Raw genomic sequence first — 17,614 nt, forward strand, 5'->3', positions numbered from 1 at the left:
ACTTATTATGTGAATGCAAGCCTCTATTATATTTATAAAGATTTAAAAAAATAATTTCATTCACCTCTATATTTTTGGTTTTTAAATTCAATTCAATTCAATTCAATTCAATTCAATGCAGCTCAAGATAGAGATGTATAAAATTAATCAATTAAATTAAAGATAGCATTAATTGTTTTTTTTCAGTAAGAAATAGTTTAACTTCATTTATGAAATATTAATAAAGGCATCAAAAAATAAATTAACTTATTGTATTTAATGGGTATTTAATGGGTATTTACTAATTTTAATCAGAGCCATCCGAATAGCTAGTAGTTTTATGTTTAAGAAGCATACACTACTTAAACTGGCTAAATCCATAAGTAATTATGATAACGCTAGCATGATTTCTAGCGTTATTTTTTAATATAACATATGAACTAATATAATGATAATATACGCATTATCACAAAAGAGATCATTCTGAAACTGGCAAACTTACAACTATTCTTCCCTGAATTTTTCCATCCATTAGATTTGATATTGCTGGTATAACTTGCTCAAGTGAGATTTCTAAACACATTTTATCAAGCAAGGAGGAATCCATAATGTGTGAAAGCCGTGACCAGGCTTCAACTCTGTCTTCATAAGGACGCATGACACTATCTATTCCAACCAAAGTTACACCACGCAAAATAAATGGTGCGACACTACTATGAAAGTCCATACCTTGAGCCAATCCGCAAGCTGCCACAGTTCCACCATAAGCAGTACTGGCACAAACATTTGCCAACGTAAAACTTCCAACACTATCAATAGCACCAGCCCAGCGTTCTTTCATCAATGGCTTTCCTTTTCCAGAAAGCTCTTCTCGATCGATAATTTCTGAAGCACCCAGCGTATTAATTAAATATTCCGATTCTTCAGGACGCCCCGTCGAAGCAATCACTTGATAACCTAATCGAGAAAGGATAGCAATGGAAAAACTGCCCACTCCACCGTTTGCTCCAGTTACTAATATTTTTCCACTCTTAGGTGTGATCCCATGTTTTTCTAAGGCAATTACTGAAAGCATTGCAGTATAACCAGCAGTTCCTATTGCCATTGTTTGCTTTGGTGTTAATCCCTCTGGTAAAGGAATTAACCATTGGCTATTAAGCCGTGCTACTTGAGCTAACCCTCCCCAATGTTTTTCCCCTACTCCCCAACCATTGAGTAAAACCTGATCGCCTATTTCATATTGAGATGTTGAACTTTCAATAACATGCCCAACAAGATCTATTCCTGGGATCATGGGGAATTGGCGCACTACCGGGCTTTTCCCTGAAATAGCAAGTCCATCTTTATAGTTAATAGAAGAATAACTAATTTGAACTGTAATATCACCCTCAGGTAATTGTGATTCACTTATATCACTTAGATTGGCATAATACCCACATTCATCTTTTTTAATTAAAATACCGTTAAACATGTTTTTTCCTTTTAAATTAATAGATATGCTGATTTTGTTTACAAATAACATTAGCTTCTTTGCTGTTTATTTTTTCTTTAGGTTGATCACTGTTTTTCAGCTGACAAACTAATGTTGTACCATAATCATTATTTTTTTCATGAGACATGCTTCTGGCCCAGACCGTTACATGAGCTGATTCCTGACTATTATTTTCACAATTTTCTTTCAAATTAAACGCATGAATAGAGTTTCTGGGAATATAAAGTAAGTCATCTTTACTCGGCGTTGTTGACATCCAGTAGTGATCAACGTTCATTGTTGTAGAACCATTAAACTCTAATGTTCTACTATTTGATTTTTCAGAAATAACATTAAATAACCCATTATTTTTATTAACAACAAATTGTTTTATCGAATTTAAACATTTAGGCTCACGAATGGTATAATATATCTCTGGATTATTATGAAAATGGTAAGGATAAAATGAATCCATGGCTTGAACTGTCATGCCTATTTCAGCACCAACAGGCTCACCATTAATTGTATCTATCTGCAATAATCCCCAATGTCCCATAATTTCCCCGTAAGCATACCCTCCTCTAAAGGCTTCTTCTCCTGCATTTATTGAGTGTTGCCCATCTCCAGAATATAAAGGTACCCAACCAACGCTAGCCCATAAGTTAGGTAAGCTGGCTGCACTGATATCATATGGAAAACCTTCCGGCATTTTAATTGCTTTACCAGTAACCATTTTATAGAAATTATTATAAAAATTTATACCTGTCGTTTTTAATTTTTCATTATTTATATTTAAATAGTAGTCTTTTAATGAAGGTCTTTTTAACCATTGAGCTACGGGAGAAACCTTTTCTAATTGTTCGCTAGGGCTATATAAACCTGCTACATCCTTTTGAGGAGTAAAGCATTTAAATGCTTTATCTTTATTATGGATAATGGTATATACATGCTTTACTAAGCGCTGCATATCCACATTATCCATAATACATTGACGAGTAGGTCCAGTTAACAGTGCAGAATTTGTTTCTGTAACCGCTATTGCGGAATGAGTACATTTATTGTCCGCATTTTTTGAAAGTGCTTTTACGTAACCCTCCAAGTATTTTATTGACTCATCCCAAAGTAAATTAACAAACTCTGCTTCCTCCTGCGTATAACTAGGTTGTTCTGCCAAACATTTAAACTCAGCGTTACTCATTTCACTCTTATCAAGAAAGTCTGGAATTCCAATGGAAAATGCGTTTGATGACAATAAAACTGATAAAAAAATAAACTTCTTCATAACCAACTCATTTAATAAATAAAAAAAACTAAAAATTAACTAACTTAATCAAAAAAATAAACAATATAGACCAGCTGTCTATAAAAAGACAAAAAAATTAACGAGACAAACCGGATATAAATCCATCTATAAAAATTGTCAGAGGTTCGGCATCCTTCATTAATTTTGCTCTCATTACTGCACCTTCCCAACCAATCCAGAAAAAAGATGCTAATTTTTTACAATCGGTATTTTTTGAAATTTCACCAATCATTTGGGCTTCTATTAAGCAGCCTTCTATACGACTTTGCCAATCATTGATAATTTGGTTCAATATATCTCTATATCCTTCAGGTAAGATTGTTACTTCTTGACCTAGGTTTCCAATTAAACAGCCACGCTCAAACTTATGTTTTGCCATGCCATCTCGGGCATCTTCATAGAATGAAGATATCCTCTCCAAGGGAGAAATGGATTTATTATTTAAATACTTATCTAACTTATAAGAGAAATAACAGGAGTAACTGGCTATGACTTCACGACCAAAAGACTCTTTACTGTCAAAATAATAATAGAATGATCCCTTAGGCACCCCCACTCTTTTCAATATACCTTCAATATCTGAAGTCATATATCCGCGTTCTGTGAGCATTTCTATCCCACTCTGAATAAGTGCATTCTTAGTATCAAGATTATCCCGTGGATGCTTAGGGGGACGTCCTCTGCGTGGTTTTGCTTCTAAAATACTCATTATTTACCTATTGATTAAATTAGCTTTTATAAAATAGACCGTTTGTCTATAAAAGTCTAGGTGTTTATTTGTATATATATAAACATTTCATGATCTAAAACAAATGAAAAAATAATGTTAACTTTATGATGCTATAGTGCAAATTAACATCTTATTTTTTATTTTACGTTTTTATTCGCCAGAGCCGCTAGCATCTTATGGATCCATCGGAGAATAGGAGCAAACCAGTTTAAATTAGTGGCTACAATAATCTGTGCAATCATAAGCACCTATTATTGTTTTTGTAACCTTCAAGTACAAAGACTAATCTGAAAACGCCCCCAGCCATAGAGATGAGTAACTCACCTAATTACCATTAGGGGAATTATTAATCAATTAGTTAAATGTAATATTCAATGATCCAAAAAATTAAACCTTTAACCCCCGTGCCACATCCATCTTCCTTGCCATCAGAACAGCGGCTTCCAGTTCACTGCACTGATGCTCCCGCATCAACGCCCGTCGTTCCGCTTTTTCTTCTTTTTCCGTCATCCCCAGTGCCAGATAGAGGCTAGGCGGCACCACTCGAAACAACGCCTCGATTTTCTTTGCCAGCACCACGCCTTCAGTATAACAACGGGGCAATTTACTGGCAGAAAGCAGTACCGCTTTCTGCTCTTCCGTCAGTTTCTTAAACCGGGCAATTTGTTCCACTTCATCCGGCGGCATGGTGAGACACAACCACCATTCGGCCATATTCAGCATCTTTTCGGCGGTATCGGGATAATCTGCCAGGTTTTGCGTGGCGAGCCACAGCCAGGCACCGAGTTTACGCCACATTTTCACCACTTTGGTCATATAGGGTGATAACAGCGGATTAGTGGTGGTGATATGCCCTTCGTCAATCACCAGTTGCAGCTCGCGATCCTGATATTGATCGCGTTCGGCCAGGTTATTGACTTTATTAACCAGCGACACCATCGCCAGTGCCATTTGCGCTGAGTAATTTTCCCGCGCCAGTGTGCCCAAATCAATCAGGGTGACATCCACTTCCGGCCATGGCATGCCGGGACGGTTAAACAGCTCTCCCTCAAATCCCTGGGTAAACATCGACATGGCGCTGGCCATTTCATCCGCCCGTGCCCGTCGGTGGGCTGTGATTAACGGCTGACCGTGTTCATCCAGCTGATGATGGCGGGCAATGGCATACAGTGCGTTCTGTAAGTCTGATGCCACCATCTGGCGGGACTCCGCAAAGCTGGTCTGGGCGGCCTGCATAATGGCTTCACGGATAAGCCCCCGATCAGAGCGGGTCAGCCGCTCTTCTTCCCTTTTCTCTCCGCCGGTGATCATCAGCCGGGCAGCAATTTCCATCTCGCCCAGAATATCGCGCTGCTCATCCCCCTCCTCTTCCGGTTGTTCATCGGTATCAGGAATATCGGCTTCATGAATGCGCAATTGCTTGGGGCTGAGTTGCAGCAACTGATGCGCATCGGCAAACAGCGCCAGACTGACGCCACAGCCCGGTTTGATACCGATTTTATTGACCGTCAGCCCCAGACTTTCGTAATAATCGGCCAGCAGACCAAAACTGTTGCCCGCCTCCACAATAAACAGGCGCGGTCGATGTATTGCCATTAACTGGATAAGCGAGGCGCATAGCGTGGCGGATTTTCCGGCACCTGTCGGACCAAACAGCAGCAAGTGAGCATTCTGGGTGCGATCCTGTTTGTTCATCGGATCGAAGGTCAGCGGTGCCCCGCCCCGGTTAAAGAAACTGAACCCCGGATGCCCGGTACCGGTCAAGCGCCCCGTGACGGGCAGTAATCCGGCCAGATGCTGTACCCAGGTCAAACGGCTGTACCAGTGTTTTTTGTCCTTCTGCGGATTGAAGCACATCGGCAGTGCCCGTAAATAGGCATTCAACGAGGAGACACTGAATTCCGGTCGAACAGGCTGTAATCCCGCCGTCAGCAGGGTGGAAGATAGCTGGTGCACCCGATGATCCAGATCAGAAACATCCTTGCCGCGCACCAAAAAAGTGAGCGCACTGCGGTACAACTTATGCCGTCGCCCCAGCAGTGCTTTGACTTCCTGCACATCCTGCCGGACGCGCAGTGATTCGGTGTTTTCCCCCACGGCATTTTTCGCCAGCCGGGTAAAATCCTCTTCCAGCCGGTCCTGTGCCTGCGCCACGATCGTCAGCGAGACCACGGTGCCTTCCGGCATCATATCCATCAGGGTGTTGATATTGTCACCCCGTTTCACTTCGCCGGTCAGGGTGCCCGGCTCCGGCGGACAGCGCAGACGTTCGACCGGCACCGCCTTGTGCGGCAGGCCGTCAAACCACCAGACCCCGCGTCAGGATCAGACACCGGCGGGGTGAACCACAGACTTTCGGCAAAATCGGTGTTGAGGGGAAGATCTGGTTACGCACTTTTTCATTCGCCCAGCCGTTCCAGACATCCACCGCTGCCCAGGCCGCCCAAAGAAACAGGGTCGCTAAGAAAAAACCGACGCACACCAGATACAGAAAATGAATATCAAAGTGTCCTGAGGCGACTTCAAAGGCATTGCGCTGGGTGGGAGTCATTGTGGGCGTTCCTGACGATATTGACCGGATAACGGTGCAGGCTCGCCCGGCTGGTCACGGGAGGGCATCAGATAGTGATCGATACCGGTTTTGATGGTGCTGAGATCGGCACTGATACGGGCGTAATCAAAGTAGTAGCGAGGGAGGGTTGAGGTATCAGCCTGCTTTTCGGCCATGTTTGCGCGTTCCAATGCTATTTGTATCTGCTCAATCAGGTTCTTGGCACTGGCCAGTTCATCTTTTTCGGCTGCCTGCGCAAGCGGCATGCACAATAGGGTCAGTCCCAGCAGACAGGCAGAACGGAACAGGGAAAAACTACCACGCATCAACACGCACCTCGTCATGAAGTTCAGGATGCTGAGGATGCTAGATTTTTCAGGTTAGACCAGCAATAAACTCTTTATGCTTTGATGAAAATTAGCTAAAAAGTCTGACTAAGTTATTTAATTAACAACTTAACAAGAAGGAAGGAACATGCTGCGGATTGATTTAAATGTGCCCTATGATGAAAAAGATGAAGCTAAAAAGCTAGGTGCTCGTTGGGATCCCGTCAACAAAACATGGTTTATCCCCAATGACATTGAGCCGGCCTCTTTTACGAAATGGATACCTTTCTATAATGTTCAGGCTCCTTGGTGGTATATAGCGCAAACAAAAGGCCATTGTTGGAAATGCCATGAACACACAACGTTAACTGCCTTTATGCTACCCAGCGGACACAAAACCCTTGAAGCAGATGAAAATAGTGAAATCGAGGGACAAACCTACTGGTTAGAACAACGCAGCCCTGCCTTTGTTTTTTATATTGATGATATTCCCTCAACAGTACGCCAAAACCTGTCTCGTGTTACCCATTTTTTAAGTAAAGATTTCAACCAAACAACCCAAACAAAATACTGGATGAATCACTGCGAAAAATGTGGTGCCAAGCAAGGGGATTTTCACATGCACTGCGAACCCGGCGGTGAATTTTTCCCAACAACCATAGAAGAAGCGACTGCAATTCAATTACATCAAATCAATCAACCTATTATGGCTGCCTGTGGTGATATATCTCATCAACACATTCATGTCACCCTAGGGGGAAGTACCGACGAAATGGATCAAAATATCTGTACATCTGCTGAGTGGATAAACTTTATGACAATCGTTTCACACTGACGCGCCGCTTCGCGGCTTGTCTGCTGACGTTGAACGGCAAAACAAACCCGCTTTGCCGTTCAACGTCCAGCATCAATTAATCCTCATACGCTGCCATTTTTTCATAAAAGGCTTCGTGAAGCCTTTCCTTTTCTAAGAGTGCGGTATCTCTCAATTCATATTTTTCCCGTTTCTCCTGAAATGTATTCTCAGGATCAATTTCTTCCACGATTTCGAAAATACCGGATAAGTAATCCATCAACGAGCACTCAGATAACCAAAACTCCTCCACTTCTTGCCTGATAATTGGGTATTCACCATCTTCATCCAGCTCAGAGGGATAAATCCAAATACATTGGTCTCCCGGATGAGCAATTGAAAATAGAGCAGGTAAATCAGGCGAGTCATTCCATATTGGCATTAAGTCTTCCATTTCAACACCAGGAATATTACTGACATAATAGGAACCATAAAAAACAGGCTCATCAGGACTCCATGAGGTTATTGTATTTTCTTCTATTGCACCAAGGAGATCTTCGAATACTTTATCGCCATAAGGGTTGGTGAGATCGCAATCATAAGCAAGTAAAGCGGCGAGGCTCTTGGGTAAAGGTACAGTTTCTGTTCTGTTTGGGGCACGATATTTTCTCAGACGAAGATGATTCAATTTTTCGCTGGGCATTGGATTGAGTGCTGTATTCTTATTTTTTCTTTTTATAGCAGACAGAAATGTATCGAATTGGTTTTCCATGAGTGATCCCTTTTAATAATTAATATCGAAGCAAGATGACAAAAATACTTTAATAAAATTAACTCAATAAAATCCACAGCGCCATTTGTACTTTCTGTTTTTGAAAAGACATCAGCCTATAAATACTTCTTAAACATTGATGTGGTAATCACCACAGCCATGCCTAAAAGTAACGCCGCTGGCAGTAATATCACCGTAGGATACACCGCATCCGGCCACGATAAATACAGCACACAAGGAATAGCGCAAGCTGGTTTAATTCCCCGTTTGGCATGGTGATAAACAAAACTCGATTCATACCCCGCCCCGTAACGCCGCAAATCACGACGTCCCAGCCCGTCAACCAATGCCACTAATACCACCATTGCAAACAAGGGAACGGATAACAGCAGTATTGCCAGCCAATACTCTCGCAAATGCGCCAATAGGCCATGTAACACAGCATTAAATTCGCGCAAAAAATCATTGTTGCTATGGAGCGAGTATTGCCGCTGCCCCTGAACCCAATTCATAAAACCACTGTCTACAAAAATCCACTGATAAACCTGCGTCAGCCAGGCTGAAACAGTTTGTGAAGGCTCAGCCAATAACAGACTGCGGGTAAACTCCGTGGATAAAAATTGCAGCTCGGTTTTCATCATGGTCTGACTGTGAGACGCCCCCTGCTCCGGCCAGAAAAATGCCATGCCGAGATATTCCAGTAGCAGGCTGAATAGCCACGACATCACCACAAAACCAATAAGCTGCCACGGCCATTCCCATAACACGCGATAGAGCAGACCAGGCTTGCGGGGCGGTTGGGACGATTGGCGGGATGAGTTTTCTGGCTGCGCCATAACCGGAAACTACCCCCTTCTCTTCCCACCTGTTTTCACTGGTGCGGTAGTGCCTGCGCATCTGTTCAGCGATTTTCTGTACATTCGCCGGCATCAGGGCATCATCCTCATCCCCCGTTGGCAAAGGCATACGGATTTTCCACAACTGCCCACCTTCCAGTAACGCGAACGCCTGCCCTTTTGGCAGGTTAATCATTTCGGCGGGAGTAATCAGTGGAGTTTTAACGGTGCCGACCCTGTCCTGGGTGGACGAGGTAAAATCCTGCCCCTGTTCCACATCGGCAATATCGGAATGCCCGGATACCAGCGTCTTGCTGTAGATTTCCACTTCCGGCAGCTGGCTGGTGAGTAATTCCGCCGTCCGGTTATCCCGTACCCGCAGCATAATCAGGGTATTGAAGTTCCCCACCACCTGCGCGGTTTTGGCCGGGCTGCCGATACGGGCTTCGATATCGGAAGAAGTCTGGGTGTACGCCGTGACCTGCATGCCCGCACCGCCGCCTTTGTTAATGAGTGGAATAAATTCATCGCCCATCAGTTCGTTGAATTCGTCGCAATGCAGGTTGATTGCCAGCTTGCCGTCATGACGAACCGGCAATCCGGCGTTCATGCCATATTTGTAAATCTGCCCCGCGACACTGACCAAATCTGCAAACATGCTGTTACTGTTACCTACAGCCGAAGCCACATCACTGTCAGACAGCGCATCCAGCCCGATATAAACAATCCCGTTTTTGCGGATCACCTGTTCCCAGTCGAAGATAGGTCGCAGATCCGTCATATTGAGGTAATCCGGTGATAATAATTCTGCGATTTTGCCGATGGTCAGTTTTTCCAACAACGGCAATAAGGATGCGACAATTTTGTCAAAATAGGTGCGGTCATATCGCACGGCAGAGCGCAGCCCGTCTAGGATCGGATCATAGAGCTGCTTACCCGCCTCAGAACTCAAGGTCATTTCCATGGCCCAGAGCCGGAGCGCATCGGGCTGCCCCTGCATATTGCGAGGAATGTCTTTTTCTTTCAGTTTGCTGAGGGAATGATTGATTTGCGCCAGCAGTTCCGGTTGCCTTTCTTCCATTACTCGGATGGCATAGCGCTAATACAGTTCACTGATATTATTGACGTAGCGGGTAATCAGCTGATAGCCCGGCCGGTGCCCCAGTGCCACCAATGCACGGGCGACAATATTGACAAACCGCCAGGCAAATTCACGGAACGCGGCACTGTTGCCTTCGCCACTGAGCTGCCCCGCCAGACGGGAAGCCACTTCGGATACCCGACCAAACCGCCCGACGGCGTTATAACGTGCTGAAATCTCCGGCCAGCCCAAATGAAAGAGGGACAGTTCATTTCCACGCCCTGCCCGGTGCGCCTCTGCCCAGATACGTCTTAACAAATCGGCATCTCCTTTGGGATCAAAGACAATCACCACCTCGCCACGTCGGATATCCTGCGTTATCAGCAATTCGGCCAACCGGGTTTTTCCTACCCGGGTTGTCCCCATCACCAGTGTGTGCCCGACCCGCTCACGCAAGTCCATAAAAACGTCCGTTTCCTGTGGCTCAATGCCGTGGATAGCCGGAAGACAGTGGTTGCTTCTGTGTTGGCTTATGCTCCACCTGCTGAGGTGCGGCACGCTTTGAATCCCCACGACTTCCCAACATCTGCATCGCTCCATTCTCATTTACCACCACTTCGGTTGAGTAGCGCTCCTACCCCTAGTTATCCTGCCGTTTACGTGTTTTAAGCTGGCCTTCAATATACACCTGCGCCCTTTGCTGCAAATACTCCGCCGCGATGTCGGCTAATTTGCCGAAGATGACGACCTGGTGTCATTCCATTTTTTCCCGCTGTTTACCAGTTTGTTTATTCCGCCAGCTGTCTAGAATCTGATAGTCGTCTAAGAACTAAAAGCAGGTATTAGGCACATAATTATCCGGAATAGGCTTTCTATTTTCAGTCTGTGGTAATCTTCCTTATATAGACACACCTTACCCCGAACTTAACCGACATTGAGGATCGCAGGTATCCTCCGCTTGGTATTCAAGAGAAAAAACTTCAGTAAAAACGGAGGAAGTATGGCTATCGATCTTAACGGCTACATTGCTCTACCAAAATCTAACGAATTCCAACCAGCTTTCTCACACGTTGTTTCAGACGTAGTAGTACAGCTGAATAGCTGTTTTCCTGAACTAATCCATAGTCTGTATGTATATGGAAGCGTAGCTGAAGGGCGGGCAGTAAGGGGAAGGTCCGATCTCGATATGACAGTAATCTTTAATCATGCTCCCAATCCAGCGATTACCGTGCAACTAGCAGCGGTTCAGGCTGAGCTTGAGAAAAATAACCCTATTGTCAGTAAAATTGATTTTGATTGTGGCCTGTTACAGCAGGTACTGCACCCTAATAATAAACTTAGCTGGGGATACTGGCTTAAGCACCACTGTGTCTGCGTCTTTGGAGAGGACTTGAGCCACCGATTTGAGCCTTTTAAACCCTCAAAAGCCATTGCGCTGGCAGTTAATGGTGACTTCATGTCGGTATTGAGTAGATTAATTACCCAAATAAAGGCATCCACTGACCTAAAAAGGCAATTACAGTTTCAGCGTGCGGCTGCACGAAAAGCAATCAGGGCAACCAGTATTCTTCGCAGAGAACATGATAATGACTGGCCTGAAACGCTGAAGGAGCATTGCATAAAGTTTAACGCTCGATATCCAGCTTTAGCAGACGATATGGATTACTTACTTACAATCAGCACTAAGCCTCAGGGTAACTTTACTGATTTCAATACAAGGCTCATAGCTTTTGCCAACTGGCTTGACATGGAGTTTCATACCCTACAGAGCTGATAGCCCCCTATTTACTAACGCACCGGGATATCAGTAACGTCCTCTTTTGGCACAGCTCATAGCTCATAGCTCATATTGTCAGATTTAAATTTTGCTCAGATCAGCAACAGTATCAGATCGAGTGATGGCTAATACACATTACCCAATGAAAATAATAAGCCCTGTCATCACAGGGCAATACGTTAATGATGAAAACACCTCTCAGAACGGGATCTCCGAATCCCAGTAGGTATCATCCTCTCCCGGTAACACTGAAACCTGTACTGGTTGTGTTTTTTTCTTTCCTGATTAAAAGATTGAGATGATGGCTGCTTCTGTGCCGGCTTATGTTCCGCCTGCTGAGATGCCGCATACTTCAAATCCCCACGACTTCCCAACATCTGCATCGCCCCATTCACATTCACCATCACTTCAGTTGAATAGCGAACTTGCCCTCTGGTTATCTTGCCATTTGCGCGTTTTCAGCTGGCCTTCGATATACACCTGCGTTCCTTGCTGCAAATACTCCGTCGCAACGTCAGCTAATTTGCCGAAAATGGCGACCTGGTGCCATTCCGTTTTTTCTCGCAATTCGCCGGTTTGTTTATCCCGCCAACTGTCTGAAGTAGCCAATGAAAGCGTGGCCACCGTACCGCCGACCGGCAGGTAACGGATTTCCGATCCTGCCCCAGATAGCCCACTAAAGTCACCTTGTTAATTCCGCGTGAAGCCATATTCCTTTCCTTATCGGTCAAACTGATTGACGTTGTGTCCATTGCCCCTATTTCAGGGCAAACTCCACCAATTCACGGTAGGCAAAATACTCCACTGATTCACGCGAACACGGTTTCGCAACACGGTTAACGGTAATTGTTTATGCCAATATTGCAGTGCCAGAATTCCAATGGGAGAAGAGGATCTAAAAAAGGCGAGCGCCTGCTGAAATAATGCTGTGGTTGAACTTTTCTTTAGCAGCTTAAAACATGATTGGCTCTTCAAAAAAGCGCCCGATTTTTCTTGAGCCGAACATGAAATGGTGAATGAAATATTGGGACGGTGTTTCTTTAAGTGGTAAGCTGCGCTAATTCCAGAAATACCAGCCCCAATGATCAATACATCTACATCAATTGGTTGAGCCGTTTATCATGCGGACTCTCCCTACCGGAATTAGATTGTAAGTTGAGTGATAACATCACGTGACGCTTTAACGCCGGTTTCTATTGCGCCTTCAATACAGCTTACTGACATTGCAGCAATGTCTCCACCAGCAAAATGAATGCGTCCGTGGGGTTGACGTATTAATGGAGCAGCACCTGTAAGATTGCCTGGACGGTGGTGTACCCATGTTCCTTGAGAAAAGGGATCATCTACCCAATCGTGAAATGCCAAACTCACGACTTCTATATCCGGCACAAATAAACGTAACGCCTGTTGAACCGCGTTTGGGTCATTGGCATCAATCGATAATGCATCGGAGATAAAACAAACGAGTATCGTGTCGCCCTCATGATGATATTCAACCTTAACTGTATTGATTGGCGCCTGTTTAACTGGCGCAAGAGCAGCAAAGGCGTCTAATTCGCCACGGACACGAACCATGAGTTTTATTGTACGCATTGGCAGCTTGTCTTCTATCATTTTCCGGACGGGTTCCACAACTTGAGGACTAATCTGTAAATCAGACAGAACATTAAGCGGAACTGCCACAACAGCTGATTTAACGACAATTTGTTCGCCAGCATGGGTTGTTATCGTGACATTCGAACCATCATCAGCGATTGCAGAAACTGGGGTGGAAAGACGCAATTCAGCTTTTGAATCATTGTGAATAGCCTGAATTAAGCGTTGTGTTCCTCCCTCAAGTTGCCAGAATCCTGCTGTTTCCAGAAATGCGTCCCAGCGGCCAAAATATATTGCAGCCCATAGCAAAAATTGTGCGATACCTTGTTGATCCCAATCGTGTACAAATGTCGATAAAGCGCCATCTATAACATCGCGTTCATAAGCAGATAAATTGAGGGCATTTAGTCGGTCAGCAAGGGTTTGTTTCTCAATTTCCTGTGTGTCTGCATCTGAATATGAAAACGGCATTGGAAACGATGTGCGCGCATCACTCAGATATTGTTTTAATAGTGGCTCTACAATAGCATTGAATTCTTCCATTGTTCCCGAATGTAATGTGCCATCAGCAAGCCAAAGTATTTTATTGATTTCTGCTGGTGGATTTATACCAAGACCATAACGTTGCAATTCATGCCAAATATAGGGTTGAGTCCAATGGGCGTAAGCTCCCCCGAACTCTACAGAATGCCCGAAGGCTTCTCCTGAATAAGTACGCCCACCAATACGATTGCGCGCTTCAAGAAGAACAACAGAATAGCCAGCATTGCTTAGATCACGAGCGGCAACCGTTCCGGCAAAACCTGCTCCTATTACAGCAATATCATACTGGCTGTTCATAATACGACTCATATGAAATCTCCTTCGGTATATTTTGTTGGGTTTTTATCTGACCAAAAAGCATCCTATTCACAATATTAATAAATTATTAATTACACTCAGTCAATGACGATGTGTAAACCACTTTTGATTTTTCTGAGAAATGGACAATTTTTTGACTTAACCAATTGTTAATTAAATAATTAATATTATTTATTAAGTGAGTAATCTATGATAAATAGATAGATTTTCATGTCATTTCATGAGATAAACGAACACATTCAAATCTCTGCATTTTATTAAGAGTTGGTGTTTTACACTGACACGGTATCTATTGGATTATTGGTAGCTATGACGAAATTTCAACGACGCCCTAAACATGACCCGAGAGAGTCTGAACAAGAAATACTGAATGCTGCTGAGCAATTTTTAACAGAGCATCCATTTCGTGCATTGAATGTTGATGAGGTCATGCGTCGTACAGGACTTAAGCGCCCGGCTTTTTATGTCCATTTCCGGGATAAGCATGATCTGATTTTACGTGTTGTTCAAAACATTGGTCGAAAATTACTCATCATAGCTAATCGCTGGTTAAACGGTAATAATGATCAAGATGATTACCTTCGAGCATTGGAGGAAATTGTTGCCGTTTATCATAAACATGGGCCTTTTTTGCGTGCTTTGGCTGAGGCGGCTGGAACTGATGAGCGCGTTGAACAGATGTACCGCTCATTAATACAAGATTTTATATCGGCTGCGATCAAACATATTCATGAAGAACAGAGGCGTGGTCGTATTAGGAAAGATATTGAAGTAGAAGAGACTGCCAGAGCATTAACCTGGCTTGAAGAACGATATCTGTCTGAGGCATTTGGCCGCACCCCACAGACAGATCCTAAAGTTGTTGTGAAAGTACTCCATAATATTTGGATATCTACGCTTTATAATACGTGACCGATTCGGCAAATTATCCTGAACAATAATTTGGGTTAAAGTGTGAATTCCCCTGCTTGCCGGGTGCGGCCTGTTTTTTGTTCCGGCAAGCGGCGTTTTCGTCAGCCAGTCATTCAACGATAACTGGCTCCAATCAATGGCCCCCCACCAAAGGATGATAGGTTTTATGTTCTGTCAGTAACGGTTCCATTTTTTGCCAAAGCTCATCGGAAATGAGCTATTGTGAGGTAGTTTTGTTGCTCAAAATCATCACCAAATGGAGGTCAATACAAAGGTGGCATGACAACAGAGTAACGATACTATAAATACCTATCGAGATAGGCTATAAATCTGAGTAAATAAAGCTTAATGATTTATACTAATATAAATAACGCAATAATAATAAAAATGAATTATTATGAATTTAATTAGATATCTTTTTCTTCCCCTTGGGAATTATTATATTTCTTGAGCACGCACTAATAAGTGCAATTTTTAAAAAAATGACCAGTTACTATAGTAAGCATTTTTCTCGACAACGGATTACTTCAGTTATAGCTTTATAATGGTATTGCGCTTATTATACTAATATGACTCTGCTATTATTTTCATAATATAAATAAAGTGGAATACATCCCAATCGTACTTACCAATAAAAATTTATATAAATTAACCAGTTACATGATTTCTCTGACTAATATTTCTGGTACCTGAAAACCACTATTAATTAAGTTAAAATTTGGATAACGAAGTATATGAATAATTTTGACGATTACGAAAAACTTGCTGCACGCCATGTCTCTTTGCAACGCATTCTGACCCTATTTAAACCTTGGCGAGGACGCATTATTTTTATTGGCTTACTCATCGTCATTGGAGCGGGCATTGGCGTTCTAGCGCCCTTTTTATTACGCGAAATTATTGATACCGCACTACCTCAACAAAATATACAACTTCTTGGCTGGTTAGCATTAGGTTTAATCGTGATTACTGCTCTAAACGCAGCGATTAACGCGACACAAATGATATTATCTACCAAGATAGGCCAAGCCATAATGCACGAGCTACGGGTACGGCTCTATGGGCACCTGCAAACGCTTTCTCTCGCCTTTTTCACACGAACTCGGACAGGCGAAATTCAATCCAGTATCGCCAATGATATTGGCGGACTTCAATCTGTCGTCAGCAATACGGTGACCGAAATCATTCGCAGTGCCACCATTACCGTAACCACTGCCATTGCTATGCTGTTGCTGGACTGGAGACTAGCGCTGTTCTCCTTCGCCGTCTTGCCGCCATCACTCTGGCTCAGCCACAGAGTCGGAATTATACGTGAACGCCTGACGCACCAACAACAAGATAGCCATGCCGATATGTCTGCTATTGTACAAGAGACCCTATCAGCTCCAGGCATTATCCTGTCACGTACTCTGGCACGTAGTTTTCTTCTGATCCAACGTTTTGAAAAAGCATCGTCCAAAACCTTGCATTTAGAAGTGCGTGCACATACTGCAAGTGAATGGGCTTGGTCAGTGATTGAATTACTGCTCGGTGCGATGCCTGCACTGACATTATTATTAGGTGGTTTGCTAATTGGACAAGGCGTGCCAGTTACCATCGGTACGCTTGTGGCCTTGATCGCACTACAGGAACAATTGTTGTGGCCCTTAGAAAATTTATTGGAAAATGCAGTAAGACTACGTACTACACGGGCATTATTCACACGTATTTTTAAATACTTAGACACTCCTCCCGATATTACAGAACCGGCTCAAGTTCGGGACTTCAGTGATGAAGGGCCGTGTGGCCATGTACGATTTGAAAACGTCAGTTTTAGCTACGATAATACTGACTGGTCCAGCTTACGCAATGTATCAATAGATATCCCAGCAGGGAGTCATGTGGCTATAGTCGGGCCTACAGGTGCAGGTAAAAGTACCTTCGGTTATCTTCTGGCCCGACTTGTTGATCCGAGCCAAGGTCGAATTACAATTGATGGTATTGACCTTCGAGATATGAGCTTTGAACAACTTGCGAGCGTACTCGGCGTAGTCACGCAAGAGCCATTTCTCATGAATACTAGCATCGCAGAAAACTTACGCTTTGCCTGCCCGGAGGCCAGCGATGAGGATCTTATTGCAGCTGCGCGTACTGCACAAATTCATGATTTAATCTCCTCGCTGCCTGAAGGCTATCAAACCAAAGTTGGTGAACGTGGCTATCGCTTTTCAGGCGGAGAAAAACAACGCCTTGCGCTGGCTCGAACGATCTTGCGTAACCCGCCAATTCTACTGCTTGATGAAGCAACTAGTGCGCTAGACAACACGACTGAAAGAGCAATTTCTCTAGCTTTGGCACAAATGGCATCCGAACGCACTGTCATCTCTATTGCGCACCGTCTTTCTACTATCCGTCATGTGGATCAAATATTGGTGCTCAAGGATGGTCAGTTAAAAGAATGGGGAACCCATCAACAATTGGTCGAAGCAGATGGCATCTATGCCGGGTTGTTACGTACAGCTGAACCAACCTAAAATTCAATTTTCGAATATTAAAATAGTGTGGCATTGGCCTAACGTGATAGTACTGCATAATTAGGCTGATAAAATAAAAAAGCCATGAGTTTTAAAAATGATTAAATTTACCT

General features: G+C 43.6%; 13 protein-coding genes and 3 pseudogenes. 4 read left to right on the plus strand and 12 right to left on the minus strand.

All coding sequences use genetic code 11. From position 1 onward, the window contains the following. Window positions 1–457: 457 nt before the first annotated feature. From acuI to FE392_RS00565, 6 genes are all read right to left on the minus strand, one after another. Window positions 458–1,450, minus strand: coding sequence for an acrylyl-CoA reductase (NADPH) (acuI, locus tag FE392_RS00540; protein WP_319928383.1), 993 nt, complete (start codon window positions 1,448–1,450; stop codon window positions 458–460). Window positions 1,451–1,466: 16 nt separating this feature from the next. After that, entirely contained in the window at window positions 1,467–2,732 is a 1,266-nt protein-coding gene (locus FE392_RS00545) for a dimethylsulfonioproprionate lyase family protein (RefSeq protein WP_319928285.1), read from the minus strand. Between the two features lie 97 nt (window positions 2,733–2,829). Beyond that, a complete protein-coding gene (acuR, locus tag FE392_RS00550; protein WP_319928286.1) occupies window positions 2,830–3,462 on the minus strand; it encodes an acrylate utilization transcriptional regulator AcuR in 633 nt (210 codons plus the stop codon). Window positions 3,463–3,870: 408 nt separating this feature from the next. After that, window positions 3,871–5,763, minus strand: coding sequence for a conjugative transfer ATPase (locus FE392_RS00555; protein WP_319928287.1), 1,893 nt, complete (start codon window positions 5,761–5,763; stop codon window positions 3,871–3,873). Between the two features lie 19 nt (window positions 5,764–5,782). Then, a complete protein-coding gene (locus FE392_RS00560; protein ID WP_319928288.1) occupies window positions 5,783–6,034 on the minus strand; it encodes a TIGR03758 family integrating conjugative element protein in 252 nt (83 codons plus the stop codon). After that, window positions 6,031–6,360: an integrative conjugative element protein, RAQPRD family gene (locus tag FE392_RS00565; RefSeq protein WP_319928289.1), complete on the minus strand. Its 330-nt coding sequence runs from the start codon at window positions 6,358–6,360 to the stop codon at window positions 6,031–6,033. Before FE392_RS00565 ends, FE392_RS00560 begins: the two co-directional genes overlap by 4 nt. A gap of 148 nt (window positions 6,361–6,508) precedes the next feature. Here FE392_RS00565 and FE392_RS00570 point away from each other — a divergent pair, with 148 nt between their 5' ends. Next, window positions 6,509–7,195, plus strand: a complete 687-nt coding sequence (locus FE392_RS00570) for a DUF5710 domain-containing protein (RefSeq protein ID WP_319928290.1) — start codon at window positions 6,509–6,511, stop codon at window positions 7,193–7,195. Window positions 7,196–7,271: 76 nt separating this feature from the next. On the opposite strand, the gene FE392_RS00575 is transcribed toward FE392_RS00570, so the two are convergent. The 4 genes and pseudogenes from FE392_RS00575 to ssb (FE392_RS00590) all read right to left on the minus strand — a co-directional run. Further along, window positions 7,272–7,925, minus strand: coding sequence for a DUF5066 family protein (locus FE392_RS00575; RefSeq protein ID WP_319928291.1), 654 nt, complete (start codon window positions 7,923–7,925; stop codon window positions 7,272–7,274). Window positions 7,926–8,041: 116 nt separating this feature from the next. Beyond that, entirely contained in the window at window positions 8,042–8,761 is a 720-nt protein-coding gene (locus FE392_RS00580) for a TIGR03747 family integrating conjugative element membrane protein (protein WP_319928292.1), read from the minus strand. 7 nt (window positions 8,762–8,768) lie between these two features. Continuing rightward, window positions 8,769–10,346, minus strand: a pseudogene (gene traD, locus FE392_RS00585) (type IV conjugative transfer system coupling protein TraD); the annotation flags it as partial. Further along, a pseudogene (ssb, locus tag FE392_RS00590) lies at window positions 10,327–10,647 on the minus strand (single-stranded DNA-binding protein); the annotation flags it as partial. The pseudogenes traD and ssb (FE392_RS00590), both read right to left, overlap by 20 nt. Before the next feature lie 195 nt (window positions 10,648–10,842). On the opposite strand from ssb (FE392_RS00590), the gene FE392_RS00595 reads away from it, so the two are divergent. Further along, a complete protein-coding gene (locus tag FE392_RS00595; RefSeq protein WP_319928293.1) occupies window positions 10,843–11,616 on the plus strand; it encodes a nucleotidyltransferase domain-containing protein in 774 nt (257 codons plus the stop codon). 201 nt (window positions 11,617–11,817) lie between these two features. Here FE392_RS00595 and ssb (FE392_RS00600) read toward each other — a convergent pair. Both ssb (FE392_RS00600) and FE392_RS00605 read right to left on the minus strand, forming a co-directional pair. Then, window positions 11,818–12,329: pseudogene (gene ssb, locus FE392_RS00600) on the minus strand (single-stranded DNA-binding protein). A gap of 433 nt (window positions 12,330–12,762) precedes the next feature. Beyond that, window positions 12,763–14,067, minus strand: a complete 1,305-nt coding sequence (locus FE392_RS00605) for a flavin monoamine oxidase family protein (RefSeq protein ID WP_319928294.1) — start codon at window positions 14,065–14,067, stop codon at window positions 12,763–12,765. A 318-nt stretch (window positions 14,068–14,385) separates the two neighbouring features. Here FE392_RS00605 and FE392_RS00610 point away from each other — a divergent pair, with 318 nt between their 5' ends. Both FE392_RS00610 and FE392_RS00615 read left to right on the plus strand, forming a co-directional pair. After that, entirely contained in the window at window positions 14,386–14,988 is a 603-nt protein-coding gene (locus tag FE392_RS00610; RefSeq protein WP_319928295.1) for a TetR/AcrR family transcriptional regulator, read from the plus strand. Window positions 14,989–15,722: 734 nt separating this feature from the next. After that, complete coding sequence (locus FE392_RS00615) at window positions 15,723–17,501, plus strand: ABC transporter ATP-binding protein (protein WP_319928296.1); 1,779 nt, start codon at window positions 15,723–15,725, stop codon at window positions 17,499–17,501. Window positions 17,502–17,614: the final 113 nt, after the last annotated feature.

It is taken from the genome of Xenorhabdus santafensis (genome assembly GCF_033949405.1).
Taxonomy (GTDB): domain Bacteria; phylum Pseudomonadota; class Gammaproteobacteria; order Enterobacterales; family Enterobacteriaceae; genus Xenorhabdus; species Xenorhabdus santafensis.

Excerpts from the sequence above, each read along its gene's own strand:
- FE392_RS00605 (WP_319928294.1), bottom strand. The coding sequence starts at position 14,067 with ATGAGTCGTATTATGAACAGCCAGTATGATATTGCTGTAATAGGAGCA.
- FE392_RS00560 (WP_319928288.1), bottom strand. The coding sequence starts at position 6,034 with ATGACTCCCACCCAGCGCAATGCCTTTGAAGTCGCCTCAGGACACTTT.
- FE392_RS00610 (WP_319928295.1), top strand. The coding sequence starts at position 14,386 with ATGACGAAATTTCAACGACGCCCTAAACATGACCCGAGAGAGTCTGAA.
- FE392_RS00595 (WP_319928293.1), top strand. The coding sequence starts at position 10,843 with ATGGCTATCGATCTTAACGGCTACATTGCTCTACCAAAATCTAACGAA.
- FE392_RS00615 (WP_319928296.1), top strand. The coding sequence starts at position 15,723 with ATGAATAATTTTGACGATTACGAAAAACTTGCTGCACGCCATGTCTCT.
- FE392_RS00545 (WP_319928285.1), bottom strand. The coding sequence starts at position 2,732 with ATGAAGAAGTTTATTTTTTTATCAGTTTTATTGTCATCAAACGCATTT.
- FE392_RS00580 (WP_319928292.1), bottom strand. The coding sequence starts at position 8,761 with ATGGCGCAGCCAGAAAACTCATCCCGCCAATCGTCCCAACCGCCCCGC.
- acuR (WP_319928286.1), bottom strand. The coding sequence starts at position 3,462 with ATGAGTATTTTAGAAGCAAAACCACGCAGAGGACGTCCCCCTAAGCAT.
- FE392_RS00575 (WP_319928291.1), bottom strand. The coding sequence starts at position 7,925 with ATGGAAAACCAATTCGATACATTTCTGTCTGCTATAAAAAGAAAAAAT.
- FE392_RS00570 (WP_319928290.1), top strand. The coding sequence starts at position 6,509 with ATGCTGCGGATTGATTTAAATGTGCCCTATGATGAAAAAGATGAAGCT.
- acuI (WP_319928383.1), bottom strand. The coding sequence starts at position 1,450 with ATGTTTAACGGTATTTTAATTAAAAAAGATGAATGTGGGTATTATGCC.
- FE392_RS00565 (WP_319928289.1), bottom strand. The coding sequence starts at position 6,360 with ATGCGTGGTAGTTTTTCCCTGTTCCGTTCTGCCTGTCTGCTGGGACTG.